The 25,579-nt window shown below is 69.8% G+C and carries 21 protein-coding genes and 6 pseudogenes; 18 read left to right on the top strand and 9 right to left on the bottom strand.

The features are described 5' to 3' along the window. The first annotated feature begins 896 nt into the window (after positions 1-896). The 4 genes and pseudogenes from ACIHCL_RS34350 to ACIHCL_RS34365 form a co-directional block, all read left to right on the top strand. Complete coding sequence (locus ACIHCL_RS34350) at positions 897-1,163, top strand: putative ATP-grasp-modified RiPP (RefSeq protein ID WP_399868222.1); 267 nt, start codon at positions 897-899, stop codon at positions 1,161-1,163. A 3-nt stretch (positions 1,164-1,166) separates the two neighbouring features. Further along, positions 1,167-2,147, top strand: a complete 981-nt coding sequence (gene tgmB / locus ACIHCL_RS34355; RefSeq protein WP_399868224.1) for an ATP-grasp ribosomal peptide maturase — start codon at positions 1,167-1,169, stop codon at positions 2,145-2,147. Beyond that, positions 2,144-3,343: an ATP-grasp peptide maturase system methyltransferase gene (tgmC, locus tag ACIHCL_RS34360; RefSeq protein WP_399868226.1), complete on the top strand. Its 1,200-nt coding sequence runs from the start codon at positions 2,144-2,146 to the stop codon at positions 3,341-3,343. Before tgmB ends, tgmC begins: the two co-directional genes overlap by 4 nt. A 246-nt stretch (positions 3,344-3,589) precedes the next feature. After that, positions 3,590-3,880: pseudogene (locus tag ACIHCL_RS34365) on the top strand (NAD(P)-dependent oxidoreductase); the annotation flags it as partial. Positions 3,881-3,972: 92 nt separating this feature from the next. Here the strand turns inward: ACIHCL_RS34365 and ACIHCL_RS34370 are convergent. Next, the gene (locus ACIHCL_RS34370) at positions 3,973-5,253 is read right to left on the bottom strand and encodes a M20 family metallo-hydrolase (RefSeq protein WP_399868228.1); all 1,281 of its coding nucleotides are present in this window, start codon (positions 5,251-5,253) and stop codon (positions 3,973-3,975) included. A 120-nt stretch (positions 5,254-5,373) separates the two neighbouring features. Continuing rightward, positions 5,374-7,050: a thiamine pyrophosphate-dependent enzyme gene (locus ACIHCL_RS34375; protein ID WP_399868230.1), complete on the bottom strand. Its 1,677-nt coding sequence runs from the start codon at positions 7,048-7,050 to the stop codon at positions 5,374-5,376. A gap of 376 nt (positions 7,051-7,426) precedes the next feature. On the opposite strand from ACIHCL_RS34375, the gene ACIHCL_RS34380 reads away from it, so the two are divergent. The 5 genes from ACIHCL_RS34380 (at position 7,427) to ACIHCL_RS34400 (ending at position 12,639) form a co-directional block, all read left to right on the top strand. Next, the gene (locus ACIHCL_RS34380; RefSeq protein ID WP_399868232.1) at positions 7,427-8,788 is read left to right on the top strand and encodes an MFS transporter; all 1,362 of its coding nucleotides are present in this window, start codon (positions 7,427-7,429) and stop codon (positions 8,786-8,788) included. After that, positions 8,785-9,213: a RidA family protein gene (locus ACIHCL_RS34385; protein ID WP_399868234.1), complete on the top strand. Its 429-nt coding sequence runs from the start codon at positions 8,785-8,787 to the stop codon at positions 9,211-9,213. Before ACIHCL_RS34380 ends, ACIHCL_RS34385 begins: the two co-directional genes overlap by 4 nt. Beyond that, a complete protein-coding gene (locus ACIHCL_RS34390; protein WP_399868236.1) occupies positions 9,210-9,863 on the top strand; it encodes an RraA family protein in 654 nt (217 codons plus the stop codon). Before ACIHCL_RS34385 ends, ACIHCL_RS34390 begins: the two co-directional genes overlap by 4 nt. Before the next feature lie 69 nt (positions 9,864-9,932). Next, entirely contained in the window at positions 9,933-11,315 is a 1,383-nt protein-coding gene (locus tag ACIHCL_RS34395; protein WP_399868238.1) for an NAD-dependent succinate-semialdehyde dehydrogenase, read from the top strand. A gap of 94 nt (positions 11,316-11,409) precedes the next feature. Then, positions 11,410-12,639 (top strand): PucR family transcriptional regulator, encoded by a 1,230-nt coding sequence (locus ACIHCL_RS34400; RefSeq protein WP_399868240.1) that lies wholly within the window; start codon positions 11,410-11,412, stop codon positions 12,637-12,639. 140 nt (positions 12,640-12,779) lie between these two features. Here ACIHCL_RS34400 and ACIHCL_RS34405 read toward each other — a convergent pair. Further along, positions 12,780-13,265, bottom strand: a pseudogene (locus ACIHCL_RS34405) (transposase); the annotation flags it as partial. A 277-nt stretch (positions 13,266-13,542) separates the two neighbouring features. Between ACIHCL_RS34405 and ACIHCL_RS34410 the strand changes: the two are divergent. From ACIHCL_RS34410 to ACIHCL_RS34420, 3 genes and pseudogenes are all read left to right on the top strand, one after another. Further along, positions 13,543-13,794: a hypothetical protein gene (locus tag ACIHCL_RS34410; protein ID WP_399868241.1), complete on the top strand. Its 252-nt coding sequence runs from the start codon at positions 13,543-13,545 to the stop codon at positions 13,792-13,794. 251 nt (positions 13,795-14,045) lie between these two features. Then, positions 14,046-14,422, top strand: a pseudogene (gene tpg, locus ACIHCL_RS34415) (telomere-protecting terminal protein Tpg); the annotation flags it as partial. 66 nt (positions 14,423-14,488) lie between these two features. Continuing rightward, the gene (locus ACIHCL_RS34420; RefSeq protein ID WP_399868243.1) at positions 14,489-14,767 is read left to right on the top strand and encodes a DUF3817 domain-containing protein; all 279 of its coding nucleotides are present in this window, start codon (positions 14,489-14,491) and stop codon (positions 14,765-14,767) included. Positions 14,768-14,810: 43 nt separating this feature from the next. On the opposite strand, the gene ACIHCL_RS34425 is transcribed toward ACIHCL_RS34420, so the two are convergent. Further along, on the bottom strand, positions 14,811-15,860 hold the full coding sequence (locus ACIHCL_RS34425; protein ID WP_399868245.1) for an SgcJ/EcaC family oxidoreductase: 1,050 nt from the start codon (positions 15,858-15,860) through the stop codon (positions 14,811-14,813). Between the two features lie 125 nt (positions 15,861-15,985). Here ACIHCL_RS34425 and ACIHCL_RS34430 point away from each other — a divergent pair, with 125 nt between their 5' ends. Beyond that, positions 15,986-17,110 (top strand): GlxA family transcriptional regulator, encoded by a 1,125-nt coding sequence (locus ACIHCL_RS34430; RefSeq protein ID WP_399868246.1) that lies wholly within the window; start codon positions 15,986-15,988, stop codon positions 17,108-17,110. 13 nt (positions 17,111-17,123) lie between these two features. Further along, positions 17,124-18,332 (top strand): annotated as a pseudogene (locus tag ACIHCL_RS34435) (IS256 family transposase). 18 nt (positions 18,333-18,350) lie between these two features. Here the strand turns inward: ACIHCL_RS34435 and ACIHCL_RS34440 are convergent. After that, a complete protein-coding gene (locus ACIHCL_RS34440; protein WP_399868247.1) occupies positions 18,351-18,566 on the bottom strand; it encodes a hypothetical protein in 216 nt (71 codons plus the stop codon). Between the two features lie 338 nt (positions 18,567-18,904). Here ACIHCL_RS34440 and ACIHCL_RS34445 point away from each other — a divergent pair, with 338 nt between their 5' ends. The 4 genes from ACIHCL_RS34445 to ACIHCL_RS34460 all read left to right on the top strand — a co-directional run bounded on the left by ACIHCL_RS34445 (position 18,905) and on the right by ACIHCL_RS34460 (position 22,628). Next, positions 18,905-19,696 (top strand): alpha/beta fold hydrolase, encoded by a 792-nt coding sequence (locus tag ACIHCL_RS34445; protein WP_399868249.1) that lies wholly within the window; start codon positions 18,905-18,907, stop codon positions 19,694-19,696. A gap of 449 nt (positions 19,697-20,145) precedes the next feature. Beyond that, positions 20,146-21,648 (top strand): MFS transporter, encoded by a 1,503-nt coding sequence (locus tag ACIHCL_RS34450; RefSeq protein WP_399868251.1) that lies wholly within the window; start codon positions 20,146-20,148, stop codon positions 21,646-21,648. A gap of 35 nt (positions 21,649-21,683) precedes the next feature. After that, positions 21,684-22,127: a redox-sensitive transcriptional activator SoxR gene (soxR, locus tag ACIHCL_RS34455; protein WP_399868252.1), complete on the top strand. Its 444-nt coding sequence runs from the start codon at positions 21,684-21,686 to the stop codon at positions 22,125-22,127. A gap of 288 nt (positions 22,128-22,415) precedes the next feature. Further along, a complete protein-coding gene (locus ACIHCL_RS34460; protein WP_399868254.1) occupies positions 22,416-22,628 on the top strand; it encodes a hypothetical protein in 213 nt (70 codons plus the stop codon). A gap of 82 nt (positions 22,629-22,710) precedes the next feature. On the opposite strand, the pseudogene ACIHCL_RS34465 reads toward ACIHCL_RS34460, so the two are convergent. The 4 genes and pseudogenes from ACIHCL_RS34465 to ACIHCL_RS34480 form a co-directional block, all read right to left on the bottom strand. Further along, a pseudogene (locus tag ACIHCL_RS34465) lies at positions 22,711-23,012 on the bottom strand (hypothetical protein); the annotation flags it as partial. A 77-nt stretch (positions 23,013-23,089) separates the two neighbouring features. Continuing rightward, positions 23,090-23,527: pseudogene (locus ACIHCL_RS34470) on the bottom strand (transposase); the annotation flags it as partial. A gap of 298 nt (positions 23,528-23,825) precedes the next feature. Continuing rightward, the gene (locus ACIHCL_RS34475; protein WP_399868256.1) at positions 23,826-24,461 is read right to left on the bottom strand and encodes a class II aldolase/adducin family protein; all 636 of its coding nucleotides are present in this window, start codon (positions 24,459-24,461) and stop codon (positions 23,826-23,828) included. Between the two features lie 19 nt (positions 24,462-24,480). After that, positions 24,481-25,446: a sugar-binding transcriptional regulator gene (locus ACIHCL_RS34480; protein WP_399868258.1), complete on the bottom strand. Its 966-nt coding sequence runs from the start codon at positions 25,444-25,446 to the stop codon at positions 24,481-24,483. Positions 25,447-25,579: the final 133 nt, after the last annotated feature.

Raw genomic sequence — 25,579 nt, forward strand, 5'->3', positions numbered from 1 at the left:
ATCCGCACCGACTCACGGCGCTCACGTCCCGCAGCGGTCAGCCCGCCCCCATCCGCATATCTCACACACCACGGAATACAGCCAACGCCCCAGGTGGATCAGGGACTTCGAAAGAGATCACCCTAACGAGCCGAAGTCAGTATCGTTCTGCTGTCGCACGACAGCAGAACGATCTTGCTTGAGCGCCTGCCCGGCGAGGCTGTCTGGTGGCCGCTGAGTATCGCCGTGTCGTCACGCAGCTCGTACGCACGGGTCGTACATCGCTGGCAGCGGCAGTGGAGCAAGCGGTCCCGGATGCGTCGAGGAGCCGTGGTGGGCCGGATGACGATGGGATCCGGCTCCGCACGTACGGACTACCACCTGGCCGTCTTCGGGTGTGTCAACTTAACGGCTGATCTTGGTTGTTGAGTTGGTCAGTGGTCGGTGGGGGTCAGTCGACCCTCGAAGGCGACCTGGAAAGCGTTCAAGGGCGCCTTCCAGCGCATGGTCCACCGCCTGCGGCCCTTGCCGGTCGGGTCCAGGCTCACCTGTGCCCTGTTCTGGGCGTGGCGGGCGGCCGTGGCGAGCTGATAGGTGATCGCCAGCCGGTACAGGCTCCGCCCTCGGATGTGTTCGCCTTGGTGAAGAAGACCGTGACCACTTCCGGCGCAGCGGTGGTGTCGGTGTCGAGGCCCTTGCCGTGGCGGTTCAGGCGGTGGGCTGTGCCGTCGAACATTTGCTCAGCAGGCCATCGGCGCCTCGCGTTCTCCGGCTGCGCATATGGAGCGTGGCGTTTTCTGCCAAGGTTCGCGACTCGTACGGTACTGGCCAGGACACCTGCCGGGCATCGATTCTGTGGAGGTGGCAGCCTCCTGGCTGACTGCTTTCGGTTTCGGTATATGGGGAAGGGATTTCGCATGGCGACACTTGCACCCGGGGCACCGTGGGCGATGCGGCTGGTCACCGACCGGTTTCCGGCCGGCCTGCCGCCGTATGCGGCCGTGACGCTCGATCCGCTTTCGCAGACCGCCCGCTACACCGACACCGCCGGCCGCGTGGTGGAGATGGGTAATCACGGCACCTCGAAAACGACTGGTACCGCCTCGATGTCCGGGGGCGGCGACGGGCAGGGCCCGCAGCCGCAGGCCCAGGACGACAACACCACCGACTACGAGTCGGACTGACGGGTGGCCTCCACCGTCCTGGTCGTCACCGCGCTGGAAGATTTCACCGCGGACAAGGTCATCGCTGCGCTGAACGAGCGTGAGGTGCCCGTCGTACGCGTCGACCCGGCCGATATCGGGCCCGCCCTGACCTTCGAGGCCCGCATCGGGCAGGACAGTCCCACCTGGCGTGGGCGGCTGCGCACGGCGAGTAGGGAGGTGGAGCTGGGGGAGGTGGCGGCGGTCTACTACCGCCGCCCCACCCCCTTCACGGCCCGGTACCGGCACCTGCCTGTGCAGCAGCGGGACTTCGCCGCCGCCGAGGCGAGGCACGGCCTCGGCGGCATCCTGAACAACCTGCACGGCGCGACGTACGTCAACCACCCCGCCGCAGTCACCCGGGCCGATTTCAAGCCCGCCCAACTCCAGCGCTTCACCGAACTCGGGCTTCAGATCCCGCCGACCCTGGTCACCAACGACCCCGACGCCGCACGGAAGTTCGCTGCCGAGCACAGCCACGTGATCTACAAGACGTTCCGCGGCCTGCCCCCAGGCGAGGATGGGCACACCGGGGCGATCTGGGCCCAGCGCGTCGACCCCGACACCTTCGACGACACCCTCTGCGTGACCGCGCACCTGTTCCAGGCCGAGATCCCCAAGACCGGCGACGTCCGGGTCACCGTGGTCGGCGAGAAGGTGTTCGCCCAGCAGGTCGCCGCCCCGGACGGCGCGCTGGACTGGCGCCGAGGCAACTGGGACGACCTGATCCACGCCCCCATCGCCGTCCCGGCCCCGATCGAGGCCGCGCTGCACCGCTACCTGGCCTCCTCCGGCCTGGTCTTCGGCTGCTTCGACTTCGCCCTGACCGGCGACGGGAACGCCCCGGAGCACTGGACGGCGATCGAATGCAACCCGAACGGCCAGTGGGGCTGGCTGCCCGACGCGCGCGCCATCACCGAGGCGTTCGCCGACATTCTCAAGCAGGAAGGAGGCGGTGCTGCGTGACGATGCCCGCCGACCTTGAGACCGACGCCGCGCGGCTGCGCAAGGCGATGACCAAGGCCCTCGCCGACAACGGCGCACTTGCCGATCCGGCCTGGAAGGAGGTGGTTCAGGCAGTGCCGCGGCACCGGTTCGTACCTGGCTTCTACCTGCCTGCCGACGGACGTGACAGGCAGGGCCTGACAGTGTGGGAGCCGGTCACCGCCGAGCTCGACTACAGCCGGTGGCTGACCGCCACGTACTCCGACACCACGCTCATCACGCAGTTCGACGGTATCGAACCCGACTGGAAGCAGCCCGCCGTACGGCACGGCGGGGCCCCGACATCGTCCTCCACGCTGCCCTCGCTCGTCGTGCGCATGTGGACGGACGCCGAGGTCACCGAGGGACACACGGTGCTGGAGATCGGCACCGGGACCGGCTATTCGACCGCGCTCGCGTGCGAACGCCTCGGCTCCGCCGACGTCACGTCGATCGAGGTCGACGGCCGCCGCCTGGAGCAGGCGGCGAGCGCGCTGTACGCGTGCGGATACACGCCGACCCTGGCCGCGGCGGACGGACTGTACGGGTACTGGCCCGAGGCACAGTTCGACCGGATCGTGGCCGCCTGCTCCTTCCGCGCAGTCCCGCCCACCCTGCTCGCGCAGACCCGGCCCGGAGGGAAGATCCTGCTCACCCTCTCCGGCTGGCTCTACGGCTACGCCCGCGCCCTCCTCACGGTCGGTGCCGATGGGACCGCCGAGGGCCCGCTGCTCGGTGGCACGGTGTCGTTCATGTCAGCGCGTACCCATGCTGCGCCGGCGTTCGGCAACCCCGCCCACTGGGCCGCGGGCCTGACGGACAGGCCCCGGACCACCCCGCACAGCCCAGAGAGGATCAACGCCGCCACCGAGGAGGCGTTCCACCTGCGCTTCCTCGCCCAGAGCGCGGTACCGGATGCGCAGATGACGACCGTGGGCGAGGTGGTGCACCTGATCGACGTCGTCACCGGCTCCGCGGCCACCCTCACCCCGCACGGTGGTGGTTGGCAGGTGCGCGAGGGCGGTCCGGTCAAGCTGTGGGAGCGGATCGAGCGCGTCCTGGACGCCTACGACGTCGCCGGCCGGCCGGGGCCGGAGACCTTCACCCTGCACGTCTGCGACGGCGGGCAGCACCTGTGGCACCCGCAGCTGCCCGGCCTGCCGCTGGCCCGGCCCTGACGGGCCCGTACGCTCCAGGCGCCCGGCGAGGGGAGAGACGGCCCATGCCGGGCGCCTGGAACGTTCACCAGGCCCGCTCGTCCCCGTCCTCGTCGCCAGCCCCGGGCCCGGACCGACGCGTCGGCGGACGGCCTCCAACCAGGCCACCAGGCCACCAGGCCACCCGACTTCGGAACCTCAAGCTCACCACGACACGCCGCACCACACCGAAGCGAAACGCGCTATACGTAAGAAGACGCGGCGCTCCACCAGGCACTCACCCAAGGGAGGATCGCCGGCGCGGCGCTGGACGACATCAAGGAGGAACCCGCGAAACAGCGCGGATGGCTCCCGACGAACCCCCTTCTCAAACTGCCCAACGTGATCGTCACATCCCACGCCGCTTACTACTCCGAGGAAGCCATCAGGATGGTACGGACCATCGCTGTTGAAGAAGCCGTACGGGTGCTGACCGGGCAACCGGCACGGTTCCCGGTCAACGAACTGCCAGCCGGCTCTCGCCCGCACCGGGGTGACCTCCCCTCTCCCGGGTCCTGACCATCAGCCGCAGGCGTGTGACCAGCCGTGCGAGCGGCGGCACGGGCTGGGGCGGCGTCGGAGTGGTACGGCCCCGGCGCCGCCCCAGCGGGTCACCGCGCCTCGGTGTCCAGGGCCCCCGACATGAGCCGGTCGACCACCTCGGTCAGCAGATCCGTGCCCCGGCTGATGTCCAGGTCGTCCGTGGCCTCGCCTTCGTTGTGCGAGATCCCCTCGACGCTGGGCACGAACATCATGATCGAGGGCGCGACGTCCTTCATGTTCACCGAGTCGTGTCCGGCGATGGTCATCATGGGCCGGCGGCTGAGCCCCAGCTCGTCGGCCGCCCGCGCGGCGAGCCGGACCCCGGCCGCGGGGAACGGTGCCACGCCCCAGCCGTGCGTCTGCACCAGCTCCACGGAGACCGACGCGCGCTCCTCGATACCGGGGACGGACTCGGCCAGCCGCGCGGCCGCCGCGGCGAGGAACTCCTCGTCAGGCGAACGCAGATCGACGTGCATACGCACCTCGCGCGCGACCACCACCGGGGAGTTCGGCTCGATGCTCATCTCGCTCACCGACGTATGCAGCGGGAAGTCTTTGCTCTGCTCGGCCAGTTCACGCACCGCCACGACGAGCAACGAAGCGCCGAACAGGGCGTCGCGGCGGTCCGCCATGACCGTCGACCCGGTGTGCGACTGCTCGCCACGGACCACGACCTGGAACTTGCGCGCCGCCCAGGTGGAGTCCACCAGGCCGATGGTGACGCCCTCGTTCTCCAGCTCGCGGCCCTGCTCGATGTGGATCTCGGCGTACGCCGCCACGTCCGGGCCGGCGTAGTCGCCGATCGTCCCGATCTTCCGGAGAGCCGCCTCGACCGTGGTGCCCGCGGGATCGGTCGTCGCGAGCGCAGTGTCCACCGGCAGCTTCCCGGTGAACACCGAGCTGCCCATCATGCTCGGCTTGAACCGGCAGCCCTCCTCGTTGAACCAGTTGACTACGGCCACGTTGTACTTCGGCGCGGTGCCCGACGCGCCGTACCGGGACACGGCCCGGTACGCGGCGTGCGCCGAGGCGAGCACGCCGTACGCGCCGTCGTAGCGGCCGCCAAGTGGCTGGCTGTCCAGGTGGGACCCGGTGAGGACGTACGGGGCCCCGGGGACGACGGTGAAGAGGCCGAACTGGTTGCCGACACCGTCGTAGCGGACCTCGGCGCCGCGGGCGGTGAGCCACCGGTGGAGCCAGGCGCGCTGCTCCGCGTCGGCGGCGGTGGCGGCCTGCCGGTCGACGCCGCCGCCGGATGTGGCACCGAACGCCGAGAGGGTCGCGAAGTCCTCCAGCAAGGTGGCGTCGGGTGCGGTCTCAGCCGTGGGAGTGGCGGCCGGATTGCTCATGATCACGTCCTGTCGGTCTGTGGGGTGCGAGGCGCCCAGGCCCGTCCGCGAAGGGGGCCGGGCCACCTCGGCGGAGTCGGGCGGGGGATCGGGGCGAAAGGGCGGCGTCGGGCCGGCCGTTCAGGCGACGGCGGTCGCCGGGGCTCGGACCGCCGGGTCCTGGATCAGATGCAGCACGGCGGGGAGCCCACTCGCGCGGGCCCGCCGGAACGCCTCCCGGAAGTCGTGGTGCGAGGTCACGGTCTCGCCGTAGGCGCCGTACGAGCGGGCCCACGCGGCGAAGTCCGGGTTGGTCAGCGCGGTGCCGGACGGGCGGCCCGGGTAGGCGCCCTCCTGGTGCTCGCGGATCGTCGCATAGCAGCCGTTGTCGACCACCAGGGCTACGAAGACGGCGCCGTGGCCCACCGCGGTGGCCAGCTCCTGGCCATTCATCAGGAAACAGCCGTCGCCCGCGACGGACACGACCTCCCGCCCGGGGAAGGCCAGCGAGGCCGCGACGGCGGCCGGTATGCCCATGCCCATGGCACCGTTGCGGGGGGCGACGAGCGAGGCGGCGGCCCGGTGCGGGAGGTAGCGGGCCGGCCAGAGCGCGTGGTTTCCGGCGCCGTAGGTGACGACGGCGTCGCGGCTGAGCTCCTCACGCAGCACGCCCATGACTGCGGTGAGATCGACGTAGGTGCCCACGGATCCGTGCTCGGCCGGCTCGGTGGACGGTGCGGCGAAACGGGCCTGGGCCGCGGTGGCCGCCCCGAACCAACCGGTGTCGGTGTCCGGCGCCGCCGGCACCGTGACGAGGTCGAGGACGAAGGCGGGCGCGTCAGCCGAGACGAACTGGTCGAGACGGCCGCAGTGCCCGTGCGCCTCGCCGGGCAGGACGAGCACCGTCTCGGAATCGAGGCCGCGGGTGTATCCGTCGCTGAGCACGTCGCCGCGCGGGGTGCCGAGGAAGACCGTGAGGTCTGCCTCGTCCAGCAGCCGGGCCGAGTGGTCGCCACGGCCGTAGCCGAGCGATCCGGCGTAGGCGCCGAGGTCGTGGGGGACGGCGTCGTAGGCACGGAAGTCGGCGACCACGGGGATCGAGTGCCGGTTCGCCCAGCGCATCAGCTCCGGCCCGCTCTGCGCGGTCCAGCCCTCGCCGCCGACGACGACCAGCGGCCGCCGCGCCCGCTCCAGCCGGCCCACCAGTTCCTTCAGCTCCACCTCCGCGGCGCGCGGCCGCGGCACCGCGAGCGGCCGGACCGCGAGCGTGGGCCCCGCAGAGCGGGTGAGCACGTCCTCCGGAAGGCCGATCACCACCGGTCCGGGCCGGCCGCTGCGGGCCACGTGCACGCTCTCCGCGACGACACGGGCGGCGGAGGCGGGGTCGTCCAGCGTGACGACCTTCTTCGCCGTGCTGCCGAACCACGCGCTGAGGTCGAACTCCTGGAACGCCTCGCGGCCGCGGTCCGCCACCGGCACGAGCCCGACGAAGAGCAGCATCGGGGTCGCGTCCTGGTACGCGGTGTGGACGGCGATGAAGGCGTTGGCGGCGCCCGGCCCGCGGGTCACCATCGCCACGCCGGGCAGTCCCGTCAGCCTGCCCTCCGCCAGCGCCATGAAGGCCGCGCCGCCCTCGTGCCGGGTCACCACCGTCGAGATCGACGAGTCGTGCAGCCCGTCCAGGACGTCGAGGAAGGACTCGCCGGGAACCCCGTACACCCGCCGTACGCCCTCGCGCTCCAACTGCGCGACGATCAGATGGCCGGCCGAGAGGGGGCGCCCGAGGGAGTCGGCGGGCTCGGGTGGGACGTTCGCCATCGGAGGTCGTTCCTTGTCTTGAGACCACGGTTGCCCGGCCAGTGTTGCTGTCGAGGCGGCCGGACACACGAGGCAAAGGCCTCCGGATAGCGGGGCCGCAATGTGCAGATGAACAGGGGTGGCGACGTGGTGGTCCCTGCTGGGGGGCCGTCTACCGGACTGCCGTCCTGGTCGCTGCCTCGGTCGACGGTCGGAGCGCGGAGCATGACAGGGCGCATTGGTCATATGCACATCCGCCACGCCGTGACGGTGTGCTTCTGCTCCTTGTGGCCGGTGAGGGGGCCGATGCACGGTTGGCCGATCGGACGGCGCCCGCCCGGCCCCGTGCCCCCCGCCCCCGACGATTCCTCGGCCCAGTAATCAGACCGGAGTCCCCATGACCGCTCCCGCTTTCCCGCCGACCACCGGCAACCGGCTCGATGTGACGAAGATGCGCAGGATCTCCATCGCGAGCATGGTCGGCACCACGGTCGAGTGGTACGACCTGTTCCTGTTCGGCACCGCCTCCGCGCTGGTATTCGGCAAGGTGTTCTTCCCCGAGTTCGACGGGGCGGTGGGGACGATCCTGGCGTTCTTGACCTTCGCCTCCGCCTACCTGGCGCGCATGGTGGGCGCCGTGCTCTTCGGCCACTTCGGCGACCGCCTCGGCCGCAAGTCCATGCTGCTGTTCTCCCTGACGGCGATGGGCGTCGCCACCTTCGCCATGGGTCTCGTACCCGGATACGAGACCATCGGCGTGGCCGCGCCCTTCCTGCTGCTCGGCCTGCGCGTGGTGCAAGGGCTCGCACTGGGCGGCGAGTGGGGCGGTGCCGTACTGATGACCGTCGAGCACGCACCGGAGCACCGGCGCGGCTTCTTCGGCTCCATGGTCCAGATCGGCGTGCCGGTCGGAACACTGCTCGCCAACGGCGCCTTCCTGCTGGTCACCACGACCACGGGCAGCGACGCGCTCTACACGTGGGGCTGGCGGATCCCCTTCCTGGCCTCCGCCATCCTCGTCGCCATCGGTTTCTACATCCGGCTCAACATCGAGGAGACTCCGTCCTTCCAGGCGGTCCGCGATGAGGGCGCCAAGGCCCGGATCCCGTTCTTCGCGCTGATGAGCACGTACTGGCGCCAGGTGTTGCTGGGCGGTGTCGCGACCCTGTCCACCGGGTCGACCTTCACCCTGATGGTGACCTCCGGCGTCAGCTACGGGACAAGCGACCTCGGGCACTCCGAGACCCTGATGCTGTGGGCGGTCATGGCGGCCTGCGCCGTCGCCTTCGTGGCCATCCCGTTCTTCGGCCGGCTGTCCGACAGCGTGGGCCGCAAGCCCGTGATCTACGCGGGCATCGCGGCGGAGGCCGTATTCGCTTTCCCGTTCTTCTGGCTGCTCGACATCGGGACGACGTCCGGGGTCTTCGCCGCCTACATGCTCATGACGCTCGCGTTCTCCGCCAACTACGGTCCCATCGCGACCTTCCTCGCCGAACTCTTCGGCACCCGGGTCCGGTACTCGGGCCTCTCGGTCGCCTACATGCTCTCGGGCCTGCTGGGCTCCGCCGCGACACCGGCCGTCACCGCCATGCTCCTCGCGTCCACCGGCAGCAGCTCCTCGATCGCCTGGTACGTGCTCGGCGCAGCGGTCCTGTCCCTGCTGGCCCTGTTCCTGCTCGCGGAGACCCGGTTCGGGGACATCGACGAGCCGGGCACGACGTCCCCGTCCACCGATCGCCAGGTCGGAGCGGCCGCATGAGTACACCGCAGGCATCGGAGGCGGCAGCGGCGGTCGGGCCCGGCGTCACGCGGATCGAGTCGGCACCGGGCGTGCCGGCCGCCGTGGGCCCCTACGTCCAGGCGACATCCGCAGGCGGCTTCGTCTTCACCACGGGCCAGATACCGGCCGCCCCGGGACAGTCGGACCGGACGTTCGAGGACGACGTGCGCGCCACGCTGCGCAACCTCGAATCCGTGCTCCACACGGCAGGTTCGGACCTCGACCACATCGTCAAGGTCAACACCTACCTCAGCTCGCCGGACCAGCTCGCGCCCTACAACGCCGTGTACAAGGAGTTCTTCGCCGACCGCAGGCCGGCCCGGACGACGGTCTGCGTGGGGCTGTGGGGCGTGTCCCTGGAGATCGACTGCGTCGCGGTGGTCGCGGAAGGAGCGGGGCAGTGAGCGCCACCGCCGCATCGGGCCCGGCCCGAATCACCCCCGGCGAACTGCTGGAGCGCCTCGCCCGCGTGGAACTCCCGACGCTCGGCCACTTCCTGGAGGAGGGCTTCGTCGACCCGTCCGTACGGCGCCTGGGCCGGGCCGTGCGGATGGCCGGTACGGCCGCCACGCTCGCGCTCGACGCCCCGGACGCCACGGCGGTCAACCGCGCGCTCGTCGCGCTGCGCCCCGGCGAGGTACTGGTCGTCGACATGCGCGGCGACCACCGCCACGCGCCGATCGGTGCCGTCACGGCGGCTGCGGCGCGGGCGCGCGGGGCTGCGGGCATCCTCGTGGACGGCGTCGTCACGGACGCGGAGGCGCTCGCGGACCCGGCCTTCGGACTGCCGGTCCACGCCCGGGGCACCAACTGCCTGACCACCAAGCGGCTCGACGGGCGGGGCGGCCGACACCAGGTGCCCGTGGACATCGGCGGTGTGCGCGTCGCACCGGGGGACATCGTCCTCGGCGACGCCGACGGGGTGCTCGCCCTGTCGGCGCCCATGTTGGCCGCCGTCCTGCCCGAGGCGGAGGCGTCGGACGCGGCGGAACCGGACCTGCTGCGCCGGATCCGCGCGGGCGAGGACCTCCGGACCCTCCTGCACCTCGGCTGACCCCCTCGGCCGATCCATCCCGGCCGGTCCGGCCGGGCGAACCCGGCGATGCGAAGGAAGAAGAGAAGAGTGACGCAATACCAGGTCGTCGACCCGGCCACGAACATCCTCGTGCGGCGGTACCCGACGGCGGGCGACGCCGGGATCGACCACGCGGTCGAGGCAGCGGCGACGGAGTTCACCACGTGGCGCCGCCGCCCCGTCCAGGAGCGGGCCGACGCGGTCCGCGCCGTGGCCCGCGAGTTCGAAAGCCGCCGGGCGGAACTGGCCGCGATCATCACCCGCGAGATGGGCAAGACCACCCGCGAAGCCCTCGGCGAGGTGGACCTGTCGGCGGCGATCTTCGCGTACTACGCGGAGCACGGCCCGGCCTTCGCGGCCGACCGGCGGCTGGACATCCGCGGCGGCGACGACGTGGTGGTACGGTCCGAACCGCTGGGCGCGCTGCTCGGCGTGATGCCGTGGAACTACCCGTACTACCAGGTGGCCCGGTTCGCGGCACCCAACCTCGTGCTCGGCAACACCATCCTCCTCAAACACGCCCCGAACTGCCCCGAGTCGGCGCAGGCCGTCGAGGACATCATGCGGGCGGCCGGGCTGCCGGCGGGCGCCTACGTCAACGTGTACGCGACCAACGAGCAGGTCGCCCGCGTCATCGCGGACCCCCGGGTCCAAGGGGTCTCGCTCACCGGCTCGGAGCGGGCCGGGCGAGCGGTCGGCGAGGTCGCCGGCCGCCACCTCAAGAAGTACGTTCTCGAACTCGGTGGCTCCGACCCCTTCGTCGTCCTGCCCGACGCGGACCTGGAGGCCGCCGTCGCCGCGGCCGTCGAGGGCCGAATGGGCAACGCCGGCCAGGCGTGCACCGCCTCCAAGCGGTTCATCGTCGTGGAACCGCTCCACGACCGCTTCCTCGCCGCCTTCGCGGACGCGGTACGGGAGTTGACCGTCGGCGACCCCGCCGACGACGGGGTCGCGATCGGCCCCCTCGCCGGCGAGGAGGCCGCCCGGACCGTGATCGCACAGGTGGACGACGCGGTGGCGCGGGGCGCGACAGTGGTGACCGGCGGTGGACGTCCGTCCCGCGCGGGAGCCTTCGTCGAACCAACCGTCCTCACTGGGGTCACCCCCGACATGCGGGCGTACCGGGAGGAGATCTTCGGCCCGGTCGCGGTCGTCCACCGCGTCCCCGACACCGAGGCGGCGATCCGCCTCGCCAACGACACCCCGTACGGCCTCGGCAGCGTCGTGTTCGGTCGCGACCTCGCCGCCGCGCAGGCGGTCGCGGACGCGCTCGACGTCGGCATGGTCTCGGTCAACGGCTCCTCCCAGACCCAGGAGGACCTCCCCTTCGGCGGGGTCAAACTGTCCGGTGTGGGGCGGGAGCTGGGGGAGTACGGAATGGCGGAGTTCGTGAACCGGAAGGTGATCCGTCTGCGCGGCGGAGCAGGCTGACCCGCCGGTGCGGCGAGGCCGGGCCGATCGGCCCGCGTGACGGCGCGGGCCCGGGGCAGTACCGACCAGGCGGGCAGGAGGCAGGATGGAGCACATGCACACCCCGACCCCGCCACCGGGCGCCCTGCTCCCGCCGGACCCGCACACCGTCGAACCGCCCGCGCCGGACCCGCACGTCATCGCCCTGGCCCGTGAGTGCCTGGAGGAGATCGACAGCCTGGTCGACGAATGGGCCACGTACGTGGGCCCCGTCCGGGCCTCCTACTCGGACCTGGTCTCCCGGCACGAGTTCCGCGACAGTGCCTGGCAGGCGTTCGAGCTGCTGCTGCGCACCGTCGCGCAGCTCCCGGTACCGGAACACATCGCAGGCGTCTCCGAGCGCGTCGGCGAGGGGCGCGCCCGGCAGGGCGTTCCGCTGGACGCGCTGCTGCAGGCCGCCCGGGTGGACTTCCGGGTCGTCTGGGCCGCACTGGTGCGGCGTGCGGGCGAGGAGGGCAGGGCACAACTGGTGACGTCCGCGTACTACGTGTGGGAGGCGGTCGAACGCCACGTCACCGGCATCATGACCGCCTACCAGCGCACCGTTCTGGAGATGGGGCGGCGGACGGAGGACGAGCGGCGGCTGTGGTTCAGCCGGCTCCTGGACACCGAGGGCCGCAACCCCACCGTGGTGCGGGACGTGGCGCGCGCCCTCGGATTCCAGGTGCCCGGACAATTCCTCTGCGCGGTGGCGCCCGGCGGCGAGGCGTCGCTGCGCAAGGTCGCGAACTCCCTGCGCGCCCTGGACGCCCCGCTGCAGCAGCAGGCGGTCGCCTCGGACACGGTCCTGGTCGTCCAACTGGGCCCGCGCCTCACCTGGGAGGCGGTGCTCACACATCTGCGGGGAACGCCGTGCGGAGTCGCCCGCGCGGTGACCGGACTCACCGAGGTGCCCCGCGCGGTGGCGCTCGCGACCGCCACGGCCCGCGTACTGCCACCCGACGCCACCGAGCCGCACCGGCTGGAGGACAACTGGCTCGACGTCCTCGTCCACCGCGCAGGCGACCTCGGCCGCGACCTGGCTCTGGACGTGCTCGACGGTCTGTACACGGGATCCCCCGCGATCCCCGCGGCGGAGGCGGAACGCCTGCTGGAGACCGTACGGGTCCATCTGTCGGGCAGCGGATCGGTGGCCGACACGGCGGCCGCCCTGTACTGCCACCGCAACACGATCCAGCAGCGCCTCAACCGCTTCGCCGACCTCACCGCCCGCGATCCCCGCCGCCCCGAGGACGCCGCCCTGATCGTTCTGGCCCTCAGCGCGCACCGCATGCAACAGATGTGACACGAGGCGGCCCGGGGCCGAGAACGACGTCAACCCGTCCTGACCAGCTTCCACTCCCGCGCACAGGGGGAACTTCACCGGTCCGGCCTCCATACCCTGGGGCCGGACCGGCTGCAGCGCGACGAATCCCCTGGTGGCCGGGTCGCGGCGGTGACCAGCACGGTCAGCAGCAGGCCGAGGGGGTCGGTGATGACGCTTCGCTTCCTGCCCGCGATCTTCTTCCCGACGTCGATGCCCTGAGTGTCGGCGCGGACGTTGGTGGAGGTCTTCACGCTCTGGGAGTCGATGATGCAGGCCGTCGGCTCGGACTCGCGGCCCTGCGTGGTTCGGACGAGGCGACGCAGCAGGCCGTTGCGGTGCTCGAACACGCCATCCTTCTGCCGGCGGGCGAAGTAGGCGTACCCGGTCTGGTGCGGCGGGTAGTCGTGTGGGAAGCAGCGCCAGGGGATGCCTGTGCGGTCGACATACAAGATCGCGTCGAGCAGGTCACGCAGATCGTGCTCGGGTGGGCGGCCGAAAGCGAGGGTGCGTCAGGTGTAGGCCTGTCGCCAGGCGGTCAGGGTGGGTTCCACCAACGCCCAGCGCGCGTCGGACAAGTCGCTCGGATACGGTCGACGTTGCGTCACGATGACTGCGTACCGCTGACTTTCCGGCCTGCCCGGAGACCGCGTCGACTGACGGACAAACGCAGTTCAGTTTGGCCTCTTGGGATGAGACAGGAGGAAGAGCACAGTTGTAGCCGCATTTCATGGGCAAGCGGCGCTCCCGCCACCACCGTCACAGTGGTCGCGTCCGACGAGTTTGGGCTGCAACCGGAAAGCCCCCAGCAATCAGCACCCTTCAGGATGAAACACCCAGTATGGAGACGACCTTACGGCGAGACCCATAACCCGAAGGAACAGCATGAGCAGCACCGATGACATCCGCGAGTGGGCCGGAACAACGGAAGACATGCACGAACTGCACCGTTTCGACTCCGACCGGCAAGCCCGCTGCAACCCCGAGATCCGCACTTACAGTCGGATGACTGACCGAGTAGAGTTCCGCGAGCCGTGCATGACCCTCGGCACTCAGTCGCAGATCGAGGGGAACTCCTGGTACATGTACCGCTTCTGCACCGACTGTGCCCACGCCACTGAGGAGCCCCCGCGGTGATCCAGCCCGGGCAGACCAGTGCTACGTGCCCCCGGTTGTGGTCAGCAGGAGGGGGCATCCCCTATTCGGGCTCACCATTCCTGAGGGGGAGATGGCACGCTACAGGCTCACCAGCGCGGACGTGTCCGGCACGCGAGATGGACACCCCGGTCGTACCGGATGCCTCCCGGACTCGCTGTGACAGAACCGTCTCCGGGAACACCGAAGGCCGCCGCCCCAAACCGGGTGGTGGCCTTCCAGTCATAGTGATCGTGGCCGATTCGCTCCAGGACAGCCTGGACCGCGCGCTGGAGGGGGCGTTCACTCGCCGCATCCCGCAGAGCGCCCAGGCGCAGATGAAGTACCGGGTCAAGCAGCTCAACGGCACCAAGGCCGCCGCCCAGGCGCTCGGGATCTCCCAGCGCACAGTGGAACGCTACGTCGCGGGCAAGCTCAAGCGGCCCCGCCAAGAGCTGCGCGGTTGCCTGGAGCGCGGGGCGAGAAGCGGTGGCAGCCTCAGATCCGTGCGATAGCGAGGAAGAAGGCGTCCTTCACGGACGGCCTGGTCGTCTCCACCCGCGCCCGGTTCGGCTTCACGGCTGCGGCAGGCACGACCGACGACGCCCGGATCCGCGACATCACCCAGGCAACCTGCTGTGGGCCACCGATACCGTCCTGGTGATCGTCAGGCCCGGCTCCCCCACGGGGGTATAACGTGCCGCCACTTCATCTGCGGATCGCGGCCCACACCGAGATCGCCACCCTGGTGCTCCTGCTGACCAATCTGCTCACCGTGCACCACCCGGTCCTGGCCTCGTTTGCCGGACCGGTGTACGGCGGTGCCTACCTGGTCGTCGTTCTCGGCACTCTGCGCATCAGGACGGCGGACCCGGCCGCGAAAGTGCTCGCCCTGATTCCCGGTGTCGGCGGGCTCCTCGCCCTGCACGGGTTCTCGCGCCGGCAGCCGGAACCGGCCGGCGCGCCTCCCCGATGAGAGGGCACACCGGCCGGTAGGGGGGCCTGCCCGTCCCGGAGCGTCAGGCGTCGAAGGACGGGTCGTCCACGACGTAGAGCCAGCGGCCGTCGGGCTGGCGGCGGACCACTTCGGCCGTGGACCGGGTCACCGGGGCCGCGCCGGGCACCGACACGGTGGCCACCGAGGAGAGCAGGGCCAGATCACCGGCGTGGTGGACCCGCCGGAGCCGGAGCGTGATCCGCACGCCCTGCTCGATGTACTGGCGCAGGCTCTCGCCGATGGCGTCCGTTCCGGTGCGGACCTCACCAGGGCGGGGGACGAAGACGGCTCCCGGCTCGTAGAGGCGGGTCAGTCGGCCGAGATCACCGGCCGCCAGGTGCCGGGAGAAGAGTTCGCCTAGTTCTTCGGGGCTGTTCGCAGCCGGTCCGTGGTCCTTGTCGTCGACGGGCCGGTCGCCCCACCCGGCGTGCGCGATCAGCTCATACCAGTCGGGCAGCGCCCCCTGCGGCAGGTGACGGCGCACCAGCCTGGCAGGGAAGGTCAGCGGACCGGCCTTGCGCGGGTTGTCCAGACACTGGGCCACGATCGCGTCGGTCAGCGCGTACGCCAGGTCCTCGCGGGGCAGCTCCTCGTGGACCCGCTCGGCCAGGCCCTCGGGAAGGAGTTCCCGGCCGGCGCCCAGGATGTCGGCGGCGATCCCGGCATGGCAGAGCATGACTTCCGGGCCCTTGCGGACGCCGATCCCGTCGGTGGTGTGCAGCGCGATGGCGTCCCAGACAAGGTCGATCCGGTCCTGCGGCATACCGTGTTCCCGCAGGAAGCGGGCCGCCAGGTCCGCGCCGTCGACCTCGAAGCGCTGATCGCCGTTGCCTTCGTCACTGACCCCGATGTCGTGCAGCACGCTCGCGACGAACATCAGCTCGTCGTCGTAGCCGACACCCGCCGTGAGCCCTTGCGCTTCGCCGATCGCCCGGCCGAAGAGGTATCCGCGCAGGCTGTGCCGGAAGACGACGGGCTCGTTCAGCTCCTCGGCATACCGCAGGGCGACGACGGCGATCTCGGTGCCGGGCAGTTCGAAACCGGCATACGACAAGGGCGGAGAGAATTTCACAGCAAGACGTCCTTACCGACTCGCGCCCCGGGGGTTCCAGGGCGAATGGGGTGATACCTCGATCCTTCCGCCGCCGCAGGCACCCCGGAAGCGGCTGGAATGACGATGTCCGCTAGGTTCTGGCCATGGCAGTGATGGCGATCCTCGCGCTCGACGGAGCCCTTCCGTTCGAGCTGTCCGTACCCGGACAAATCTTCGGCACAGCCAACGAAACGGCTGGCCGGAACCACTACGAGATCCGCATCTGCGCCCCGGGACGGCGGGTGGCCACGGCCGCCGAGTTCGGCGGCCTGAACCTGAACACGCCTTGGGGCCTGGAGGGCCTTACCGACGCCGATACCGTGGTGATCCCCGGCCACGCGCGCTTCCTGGACCAGCCCTCCGCCCCCGTGATCAAGGCACTCCGCTCCGCGGGCGAGCGCGGAGCCCGCCTCGCCTCCATCTGCGTCGGCGCCTTCACCCTCGCCGCCACCGGCCTGCTCGACGGCCACCGCGCCACCACCCACTGGCACCACGCCGCCGAACTCGCCCGCCGCCACCCCGCCATCGACGTCGACCGCAGCAGCCTCTACATCGACCACGGCACCCTGATCACCTCAGCGGGAGTAGCCGCCGCCCTCGACCTCTGCCTCCACCTGGTACGCCGCGACCTGGGCGCCGCACTCGCCGCCACCACCGCCCGCCACACCGTCATGCCCCTGCAACGCGACGGCGGCCAGAGCCAGTACATCGAACACCCCGCCCCCGACAGCCGGGACACCACGCTCCAGCCCACCTTGCGCTGGATGGAAGCCCACCTTCACCACAACCTCACCCTGGACGACATCGCCCGCCACGCCGCGATGAGCATCCGAAGCCTCAACCGCCACTTCCGCGCCCAGACCGGCACCACCCCCCTCCAATGGCTCCTGCGAGCCCGTGTCCACCGCGCCCAGGAACTCCTGGAGACCACCACCATCCCCGTGGAACGCATCGCCGACGAGACAGGCTTTGGCTCCCCCTCCACCTTCCGCCAGCACTTCGCCCGCCACACCGGAGTCTCCCCACAGACCTACCGGAACACCTTCAGCTCCGCGCAGCACCCCAGCGAAAACACTGGAATCATCATGACCCCGACGGGCACGCCGCGGGAGTGTCTCATCAACGGCGGATCTGGTGATCAAGGAGATGCCAGAGATGACCGAGGTCGTTGTCGAGCAGGAGTCCGTGGCGGAGCTGGCGGTCTCGGCGGTGTCGGGCGCGTCGGATGAGCAGTTGGTTGCGATGCTCGTGGACCGGGCCTGATCCGGGGGGCTGCAACTGACCGGCGGGGGGGGGGGCCTGTTGCAGATGCTGACCAAGCGGGTGCTGGAGTCCGCTCTGGAGGGCGGGATCACCGGTCACCTCGGATACGAGAAGCACGGTGCCGAGGGCCGTATCAGCGGTAACAGCAGGAACGGAACCCGGGCGAGGACCGTGCTGACCGACGTCGGCCCGGTCGAGGTGAAGGTCCCCCGGGGGCGTGGCCGGCACGTTCGAGCCGCAGATCGTCAAGAAGCGGCGGCGGTGCCTGACCGGCGTGGACGAGATGGTGCTGTCGCTGTCCGCGAAAGGGGCTCACACGCGGGGAGATCTCTGCGCACCTGGCCGGGGTCTACGGCGCGGAGATCTCCCAGCAGACCATCTCGACGATCACCGACAAGGTGATGGAGGGCATGGCGGAATGGTCCAACCGCCCGCTGGACCGCGTCTATCCGGTCCTGTTCGTGGATGCCATCAACGTCCAGATTCGCGACGGCCAGGCCGCGAACCGCCCGGTCCACGTCGTCATGGCCGTGACCACCGAAGGCACCCGGGACGTCCTGGGGATCCGGGCCGGCGACGGCGGCGAGGGCGCGGAGTACTGGCTGCACGTGTTCACCGCTGAAGAACCGTGGCATCGACGACGTGCTCATGCTGGTCTGCGACGGGCTGAAGGGCCTGCCCGCTGCGGTGGAGGCCGTCTGGCCTCGAACGGTTGTCCAGACCTGTGTCGTTCACCTGCTGCGGAACAGCTTGCGTTACGCGGCCCGCCAGGACTGGGACAAGATCGCCGAGACGCTGAAGCCGGTCTGCACCGCGCCAAGCGAGGACGCGGCGATGGCGCGGTTCCTGGAGTTCCAGGAGGCGTGGGGCAAGAAGTATCCGGCGATCGTGAAGCTGTGGTCCGACGCCTGGGCCGAGTTCGTGCCCTTCCTCTCCTTCGACGTCAAGATCCGCAAAGTCATCCGCTCGACGAACGCGACCGAGAGCGTGAACGCCCGCATACGCAAGGCCGTCCGGGCCCGCGGGCACTTCCCGAACGAGGCCGCGGCGCTCAAGTGCCTCTACACGGCGCTGATGAGCCTGGACCCGACCGGCAAGGGCCGCAGGCGGTGGAGCATGCGCTGGAAGACGCCCTTGAACGCTTTCCAGGTCGCCTTCGAGGGTCGACTGCCCCCCACCGACCACTGACCAACTCAACAACCAAGATCAGCCATTAAGTTGACACACCCGCGCCCGGTACATCGGGATCACCCAGTACTCCAGGCCCGTCATCCGACCGGCCTCGCTGACCGTCTCGTTCGAGCCGAACACACCGCGCTCACGCGGCTCCGGCAGCACTTGGTGCGCGCTGCAGGACCGCTCCAGCCCGACCCACCACCCCAGCTCCTTCGCCGCGATCCGTCTGCTGAAGTCGGCCGACACCTTGCCTTCGCCTTCAGCACCACGGCCGCCAACCGTGTTGGATCGACCGCGCTCTTCAGGGGCGGGTCCGACACCAGCGCGCGCACCGCGGCGAGCAGCCGCGCCCGTATTACCCGCGGAAGCCGCCGCCTCCGCCTACGGAGACCGGCCGGGGCAACCACGGCTGATGCGGGATGTCACTCCGGTGCCGCGCCGAAGTCACTCCTTTGGATGTCATTGCCTGGCCCGTTCGGTCTGACCGCGTGAACGCTGAGGTGCCGTAGGCCCCTATCGAGAGCGAGGCCACCATGACAGTACCCGCGATACACGGCTCACTGCTCCGAAGCAGAGCGCTGCGCGTGGCGACGGCAGGGTGCGCGGTCGCCGCCCTGTCCGCGCTGACCACGGTCCCGGTGGCAGCGAACAGCGGTGCGAGCGCAGCCAAGCCGACCGTCGTCCTGGTGCACGGCGCCTTCGCGGACAGCTCCAGCTGGAACGGGGTGATCGAGCGCCTGCAGCGCCGCGGTTACACCGTGATGGCCCCGGCCAACCCGCTGCGCGGCCTGTACAGCGATTCCGCATACATCGCCTCCGTCCTGAAGACGGTCAAAGGCCCGATCGTACTGGCCGGTCATTCCTACGGCGGTGCCGTCATCAGTACTGCCGCAGCGGGAAACCCCCGGGTCAAATCCCTGATCTACATCAACGCGCTGATGCTGGATGTCGGTGAGAGCGGTATGTCGCTGTCCGCCCGTTTCCCCACCGCCCTGGGCACCGCCACGAACTCCGTGCCGTACCGGACGGCCGGCGGCGGCACCGACCTCTACCTCAAGCGGGACAAGGTCCACCCGGTCTTCGCCAACTGCCTGCCCGAGAGCCAGGCGAACCTGTTGGGTGTCACCCAGCGCCCGGCGGCCACGACCGCGTTCTCCGAGACGGCCAAGGTCGCGGCCTGGAAGGAGATTCCGTCCTGGGCCCTGGTGGGACGGCAGGACATGACCGTCAGCCCCCAGCAGGAGCGCTTCGAGGCCAAACGCGCCCACTCCCACACGCAGGAGATCGACTCCTGCCACGTGTCCCTCATCGCCCGCCCTGACGCCGTGGCCGACTTGATCCTCCAGGGTGCCACCGCGGCTGCGGGCGGCTCCTGACATCGATTCAGCCGTCAAGCAGCCGGCCGCCGGCGGCTTCCCGTCACCGTCGAACTACTCGACCGCCGCGCGTTCGCCCGGGCGCGCGGCGGGCGCGGTCCCGGTTGTACTGCTGGCAGTGCTCGGGCAGTTCGTGGTGGCGGTAGTAGAGGGGGTTCGGTCCGTGGCGCCGGCGCCTCCCGGCACCGGGTCCTGCCGCTTCCAGGCCACTCCGCGTACCCCACACAACACGGAATACAGCCACCACGGTGAACACGTCAGGAACTTCGAGAAGGTTCGCCCCGACGAGCCGAAGTCAGTACTCACGGCTCCGACTTCCAAGGACGCGACCTGGCACAGGGGACGCGGACCTTGTATCGGCATGCCTCTACCAGCGTATTTGACCTCAACTGCGGTTGAGCTGGTGGGCTGTTCGCCCTCTGCCTCACGACTAGAAGAAGCGAGCAGCCATGGCGAACAGCACGGACAGCACGGTCGCGGACCCCGCTCGGTATCCGGATCCGGCGGATCGGTCCTCTCCGTTGACGCTTCCGGTGGTCATGGTCGGTGTCGTCCTGGTGGCGATGTCCATCTCGGGGACCGCAGTGGCACTGCGGAGCATCGGTCGTGATCTCGATACATCAGGGTCCCCGTTGAACTGGGTCGTCGCCGGTTACAACCTGGCCTTCGCAGCCATGACGCTCATCGCGGGTTCGACCGCTGATCGGATCGGTCGGCGACGGGTGTTCGTAGTCTCGGCACTGGTCTTCGCGGCCGGATTCCTTGGGACGGTGCTGAGCCCGACGATCGTTGTCACCGACATGGCCCGCATCGTCTCAGGCGTCGGCGGCGCCGGGATCATGGCGGCCGGTGGCGCCATCCTCGCCTCCAGCTACGACGGCGCGGCCCGCAATCGCGCGTTCGCGCTGATGGGAACCATGGCCGGGGTCGGGATCGCCACCGGTCCCACCCTGTCGGGCCTGCTGATCAGCGTAGCCGGATGGCGGGGGAGCTTCGCAGTCTTCGCCGTCGTCGGCCTGCTGGTCGCTTCGGGCGGGACCCGAGTCCGCGAGTCCCGCGCGCCTGGTGCCGACCGTATCGACTGGGCGGGCAGTGTCCTGTTCGTCGTGGCACTGGCACTGATGATGTTTGCGCTCCTGGAGGCGCCGGTGCTCGGCTGGTTGCACCCGGTCGTTCTGTTCGGCGGGTTCGTCGGCCTGGTTGTGCTGATCGTCTTCGGCGTCGTTCAGCGGCGCAGCACCACTCCGGTGCTGGCGCCCGCCCTCGTCGCCAATCGCGGTTTCCTGGGCTGGAGTCTGGCGACCCTGACCACCTCCATCGGGTTCCTCGGCGTCCTGGTTTTCCTGCCCACCTACTTGCAGGCGGCGGCCGGGCTCTCCCCTGCGGCCGCAGGGGTGACGATGCTGCTACTGACCGCCCCCGTGCTGATCATGCCCATGGTCGCCGTGGCCCTGGTGAACAAGGGTGTTCCGGCCCGCCTGCTGATTTCGACCGCTCTGGTGCTGGTCGCGGCCGGCAATCTGTGGCTGGTGACGTTGAACGCCGACGACCCGGTGCTGGCCGTCGCGGCGCCGCTGGTGATGATCGGCGTCGGCATGGGCGTGTCCTTCGGTATCACCGATGGCCAGGCCATGGCCCTGGTCCATGCCGACGCCGTCGGCATGGCGGCCGGCTTCCTCAACACCCTGAGGGGAGCGGCCGAGGCTCTCGTGATCGCCGCCTACAGCGCCTCCCTCATCGGCCTCCTGACGGCCAGGCTCGGCGACGCCGCCCACGCTGCCGCAGTCGGTGCCGGACGCCTGACTGACAGATCCGAAAGCGCGGAACTGGATGCCTTCACCTGGTCCTGGCAGGTGACCCAGGTCGGTGTCGGCCTGCTCTGCCTGGTCCTGTCGATCATCGTTGCCGTCCTGATTCACAGCCGCACCGCGACGTCCCGCCGCACTACCTGACCACCAGCGCCCGGAACCAAGCAAGGAGTAACTTCGTGCATGCCAGTCCAGACGACCTTCTCACGATCGGCGAGGTTACCCGCCGGACTGGCGTGCCCGCCTCCGCCCTGCACTTCTACGAACGCAAGGGCCTGATCTTCAGCGAACGCACCATCGGCAATCAGCGGGTCTTCTCCCGGCACACACTCCGCCGGATCGCCTTGATCATCGTGGCCAAACGCCTCCACATCCCGCTGTCGGACGTCGCCGAGGTCTTCGTCGACCTCCCCACCGATCGCGCGCCGGCCCACAAAGACTGGCAACGCGTTTCCCGACGCTGGAAGAAACAGTTGGAGGAGCGCCGCCGCGTCATCGAAATCCTCGAACGCGAGCTCACCGGTTGCATCGGCTGCGGCTGCCTGTCGATGAAGGCATGCTTGCTCCTCAACCCCGACGACACCCTCCGAGGGCGCGGCCTTGGACCGGTACGGCTCCAATAGCCCGGCACCGCTTCCTGATAGCTCGTAACACGATCGCGGTTGGGTCTTCTTGAGGCGCTCTCGTATACCTGCGCGGCACACTGCCACCAGAGCACCACGTTTGGAACTGCCTCCAGAACATCGACCAGTACGAGTTCCCCTACGGAAGCGACCGGCCCCGCAACTTCGCGCTGCACTGGGGACCGCTGCTGGGCGCACTCCAAGGTCTGTTCCTCCTCCAAGCGGACGAACCCGGCGCACCCGCTCCTGTGCTTGGGGAAGGGTCCGTGCGGCCGCAGCAGGAGAACGATGGGCCGCCCGGACGAGGACTGGTGGCCAGCCGTGCTGGCCGCGATCTACGCGCGCGGTCCCGAAGGATTGCGTACAAGCGCCGCAGCCGAGATCGCCCAGCGCGACCGCAAAACGGTTCGCGTCAAACTCCAGGCCGCTGTCGAGCGAGGCGAACTGAGCTATCAGGACAAGGGACCGCGCTCGGTATACGTCCATGACCACCAGGGCTGACTGGCACAGCAACCTGCTGTGCCAGTCAGCCCTGCAAACAGGCAGAGCGATACCGCACTACCCAGCAAGGCCCATCCACCGGTCAGGACGGGGTGACCTGCTTCGCCAGTGAAGCGAGCGGAGAGCGCCGGCCCTTCTCCACCGCGCGCAGCTGCTCCCAGTCGGCTTCCGGGTGGGCGGGATGATCGCGTCGACGGAGGCGGTGGTGTAGAGCGCGACGTCGACGGCCCCGGCCCGGCTCGTGCCGAAGCGGACCTCGATCGACTGCGGGGAGCGGACCCAACCGAGCCGGACCATGTGATCGAAGTCGGCACGGCGCACCCGCAGCCGGGCGGCGGCCTGTTCGGGTCCGAGTGGGGTGTCGGCGGCGACCAGGTCCGCCAGGGGTGCTGTCACGTTGTTGGGTTGCAGATGCCTGACGGCGCGTCGTGGCCTGGGGGGCTCTCGGTCCGGGCCTGCGGTCAGGCCGTGGTGGGCCGGCCGGCAGCGCCGGTGATCTGGTCCCAGATCGCGAAGCGGACAGCCATCTCGGCTCGGTGGTCGGAGGCTGTCATCAGGTGGCGGTGAGGGCGGAAGTGGGGTGAGATGCCGCTGAACGCGGACAGGAACCGCTGGGCCCCGCCGACGGAGCGGAATCCCTTCATGGCGCGTTCGCGCTGCCGCGTGGGCTGATGACTGTTCTCCGCCCGGTTGTTCAGGCCCTTGTGGGAACGGTGTTCCACCGAGGGCATGACCTCGCGGTGCGCCGCGCCGTAGGAACGGAGCTTGTCGGTGACGACCACCCGCGGCACCGTACGGGTCTTCTTCATCAGGCGGCGGAAGAAGCGCCCTGCCGCGGCCTTGTCCCGGCGGCTCTGCAGGAGGATGTCGAGCACGTTACCGTCCTGGTCGACGGCCCGTCACAGGTACTTCTGCTCTCACGAACGACCCCCTCCCGGCACGACCAACCAGAAGATCATCCCACCCGGCCAGTCAACGTGACAGTGGCCCTAGAGGTCCGGTGGGTAGCTGGTGTATCTGTCGCGTGCGGTGTAGAGCCGCTTCTTGAGCTGTACTTCGCGCCCGCCCGCAGGTGCTCGACCGGGCCGCCGAACTCGGCGTGCCGCGGGCCGGCGTCCTGCGGGCCCGCACCCGCTGGAAGGAACTGGCGCTGCCGTCGTACTCGGCATGCACCTCGTGGGGAACGTGGGGCGCTGCTTACGCGTGGTGCAGAGCCGCAAAACTCTCTGAAGGGAAAGTTGTCTTCTGGTCACCCAGCGTAAGAGCTCTGTAGGTCGCGGTTGCGGCCTCCTCAAGGTTCATGATGCGGCGGAACGCCATGCCAATGTCCTTGGCGTGCGCGGAGCAGCCGTGGTGGGACTGGATGATGCAGTTGTGCGTCTTCGCCTGCTCAGCTGTGGTGTCCGCGAGTTCGTCCGAACCGTTGGGGTTGTAGGGGACGGTGCCGATGGAGCGCACGTAGTACGCGTGGTCGAGGGACACGAGCCGGATCTTGTGACCGAGGGCATCGAGGAGGACGGTGTGTTGGGGATGGAGGTGTATCACGGCATTGACGTCCGGACGCTCCTGGTAGGTGCGCTGGTGCAGCTTCCATTCGCTGGAAGGGCGTTCGGCCCCGCCTGTGACGTCCCCGGCCAGGGTCATGCTCGTGAAGTCGTCCTTGCCGAGCCGGTCCAGCCAGGTGCCGGCGCCGGTGACGACGAAGGTGTCGCTGCCGGGCAGGCGCGCGGAGAGGTTGCCGCCGCTGGCCAGCACGAAGCCGCGTTCCACGGCCAGACGGCCTACCTCTGCGAGTTGGGTGAACAGGCCCTCGACTGTGGTGGGGTGTTTCATCGTGTTTCCTCTGAGTATTTCAGGCCGTCACGGGTCTGGCGACGGGGCGGGTGAGGAGGGAGCGAGCGCTGTCGATGTCAGTTACCACGATGTTGACGAGCCCCGTCTCCAACGCGGTGAACAAGGGAATGTGTTTCTCGATGCCGCCTGCGATCCCCACTCGGGTGGGGATCGCCCGCATGTGTTCCAAGGTCAGTCCGATGACACGCTTGTCGATCGGTCCGTCGACAGCTTCACCGTTCGCGTCGAAGAAGCGGGCGGAGGCGTCCCCGACAGCGCCGAGCTCCCGGAGAGTCGCGAACTCGGTCTCGGTGACCGAGCGGCGAAGAGCCTGGGCGACGCGGGCCGTGCCGCCGATGCCCACGACGAGAGCGTCGGCTGCGGCTGCGGCATCGAGAGTGCCCTGGACCTCGTCGAGCCCGCGGATGGCGGCGGCTGCCTCGGGGGCCGTCGCCAGTAGCGGGGCGGGCAGGTGGTATGCCGTGCCGCCGACGACGCGGGCGAGAGTGGTAGCCACCTCGTGTGGATTGGCTTCACTGGAGCGCCCGCCGCGGCTTCCCGCCAAGGGCACGACCTCGACGGCGCTGTCGGACTGATAACGCAGATGGGCGACGCTGGCCGCGACGGCCGTACTCATGCCGACCGCGACTCGCTGGACGTGCGGGAGGACCGAGGCGAGGGCCTCCGCCCCGGTCACGCCCAGCGACGAAGGTGACCGCTCCTCACCGGGCCCGAGGCTGGGGCACACCCATGCGCTCTGCAGGCCGAACCGGCGTACGAGGGCTGCCTCGATGTCGGCGAAGGGACGCTCGTCACTGTGAACGGTGATCTCAACGATGCCGGCGCGTCGGGCCTCGGCAAGGACTCTGGTCACCTTCACCCGGGACAGGCTGAGAAGCTCACCGATCTCGGCTTGGGTGAGACCGTGGTCGTAGTAGAGCCGGGCCGCCTTGCCGAGCAACGGATCGTGAGCATTTGTTCGCACTGCTGCACCTCCGTTCGCCATGATGCCCGGCCGCACTGCGGAGCGCAAGGCTGTCCGATGGATCCTCGATGGAGCACGGGCCATTGCTGCCGCAAGCCAGGAGGCTCTGCGCGAAGCCGGGAGAGTTGCCCGG

The sequence above is a fragment of the Streptomyces sp. NPDC052042 genome, from assembly GCF_044548345.1.
Taxonomy (GTDB): domain Bacteria; phylum Actinomycetota; class Actinomycetes; order Streptomycetales; family Streptomycetaceae; genus Streptomyces.

Bases quoted from the DNA above. Each gene is read 5' to 3' on its own strand.
- ACIHCL_RS34400 (WP_399868240.1), top strand. From the start codon at position 11,410: ATGCACACCCCGACCCCGCCACCGGGCGCCCTGCTCCCGCCGGACCCG.
- ACIHCL_RS34450 (WP_399868251.1), top strand. From the start codon at position 20,146: ATGGCGAACAGCACGGACAGCACGGTCGCGGACCCCGCTCGGTATCCG.
- ACIHCL_RS34430 (WP_399868246.1), top strand. From the start codon at position 15,986: ATGGCAGTGATGGCGATCCTCGCGCTCGACGGAGCCCTTCCGTTCGAG.
- ACIHCL_RS34350 (WP_399868222.1), top strand. From the start codon at position 897: ATGGCGACACTTGCACCCGGGGCACCGTGGGCGATGCGGCTGGTCACC.
- ACIHCL_RS34475 (WP_399868256.1), bottom strand. From the start codon at position 24,461: ATGAAACACCCCACCACAGTCGAGGGCCTGTTCACCCAACTCGCAGAG.
- ACIHCL_RS34375 (WP_399868230.1), bottom strand. From the start codon at position 7,050: ATGGCGAACGTCCCACCCGAGCCCGCCGACTCCCTCGGGCGCCCCCTC.
- ACIHCL_RS34370 (WP_399868228.1), bottom strand. From the start codon at position 5,253: ATGAGCAATCCGGCCGCCACTCCCACGGCTGAGACCGCACCCGACGCC.
- ACIHCL_RS34385 (WP_399868234.1), top strand. From the start codon at position 8,785: ATGAGTACACCGCAGGCATCGGAGGCGGCAGCGGCGGTCGGGCCCGGC.
- ACIHCL_RS34410 (WP_399868241.1), top strand. From the start codon at position 13,543: ATGAGCAGCACCGATGACATCCGCGAGTGGGCCGGAACAACGGAAGAC.
- ACIHCL_RS34460 (WP_399868254.1), top strand. From the start codon at position 22,416: ATGGGCCGCCCGGACGAGGACTGGTGGCCAGCCGTGCTGGCCGCGATC.
- ACIHCL_RS34380 (WP_399868232.1), top strand. From the start codon at position 7,427: ATGACCGCTCCCGCTTTCCCGCCGACCACCGGCAACCGGCTCGATGTG.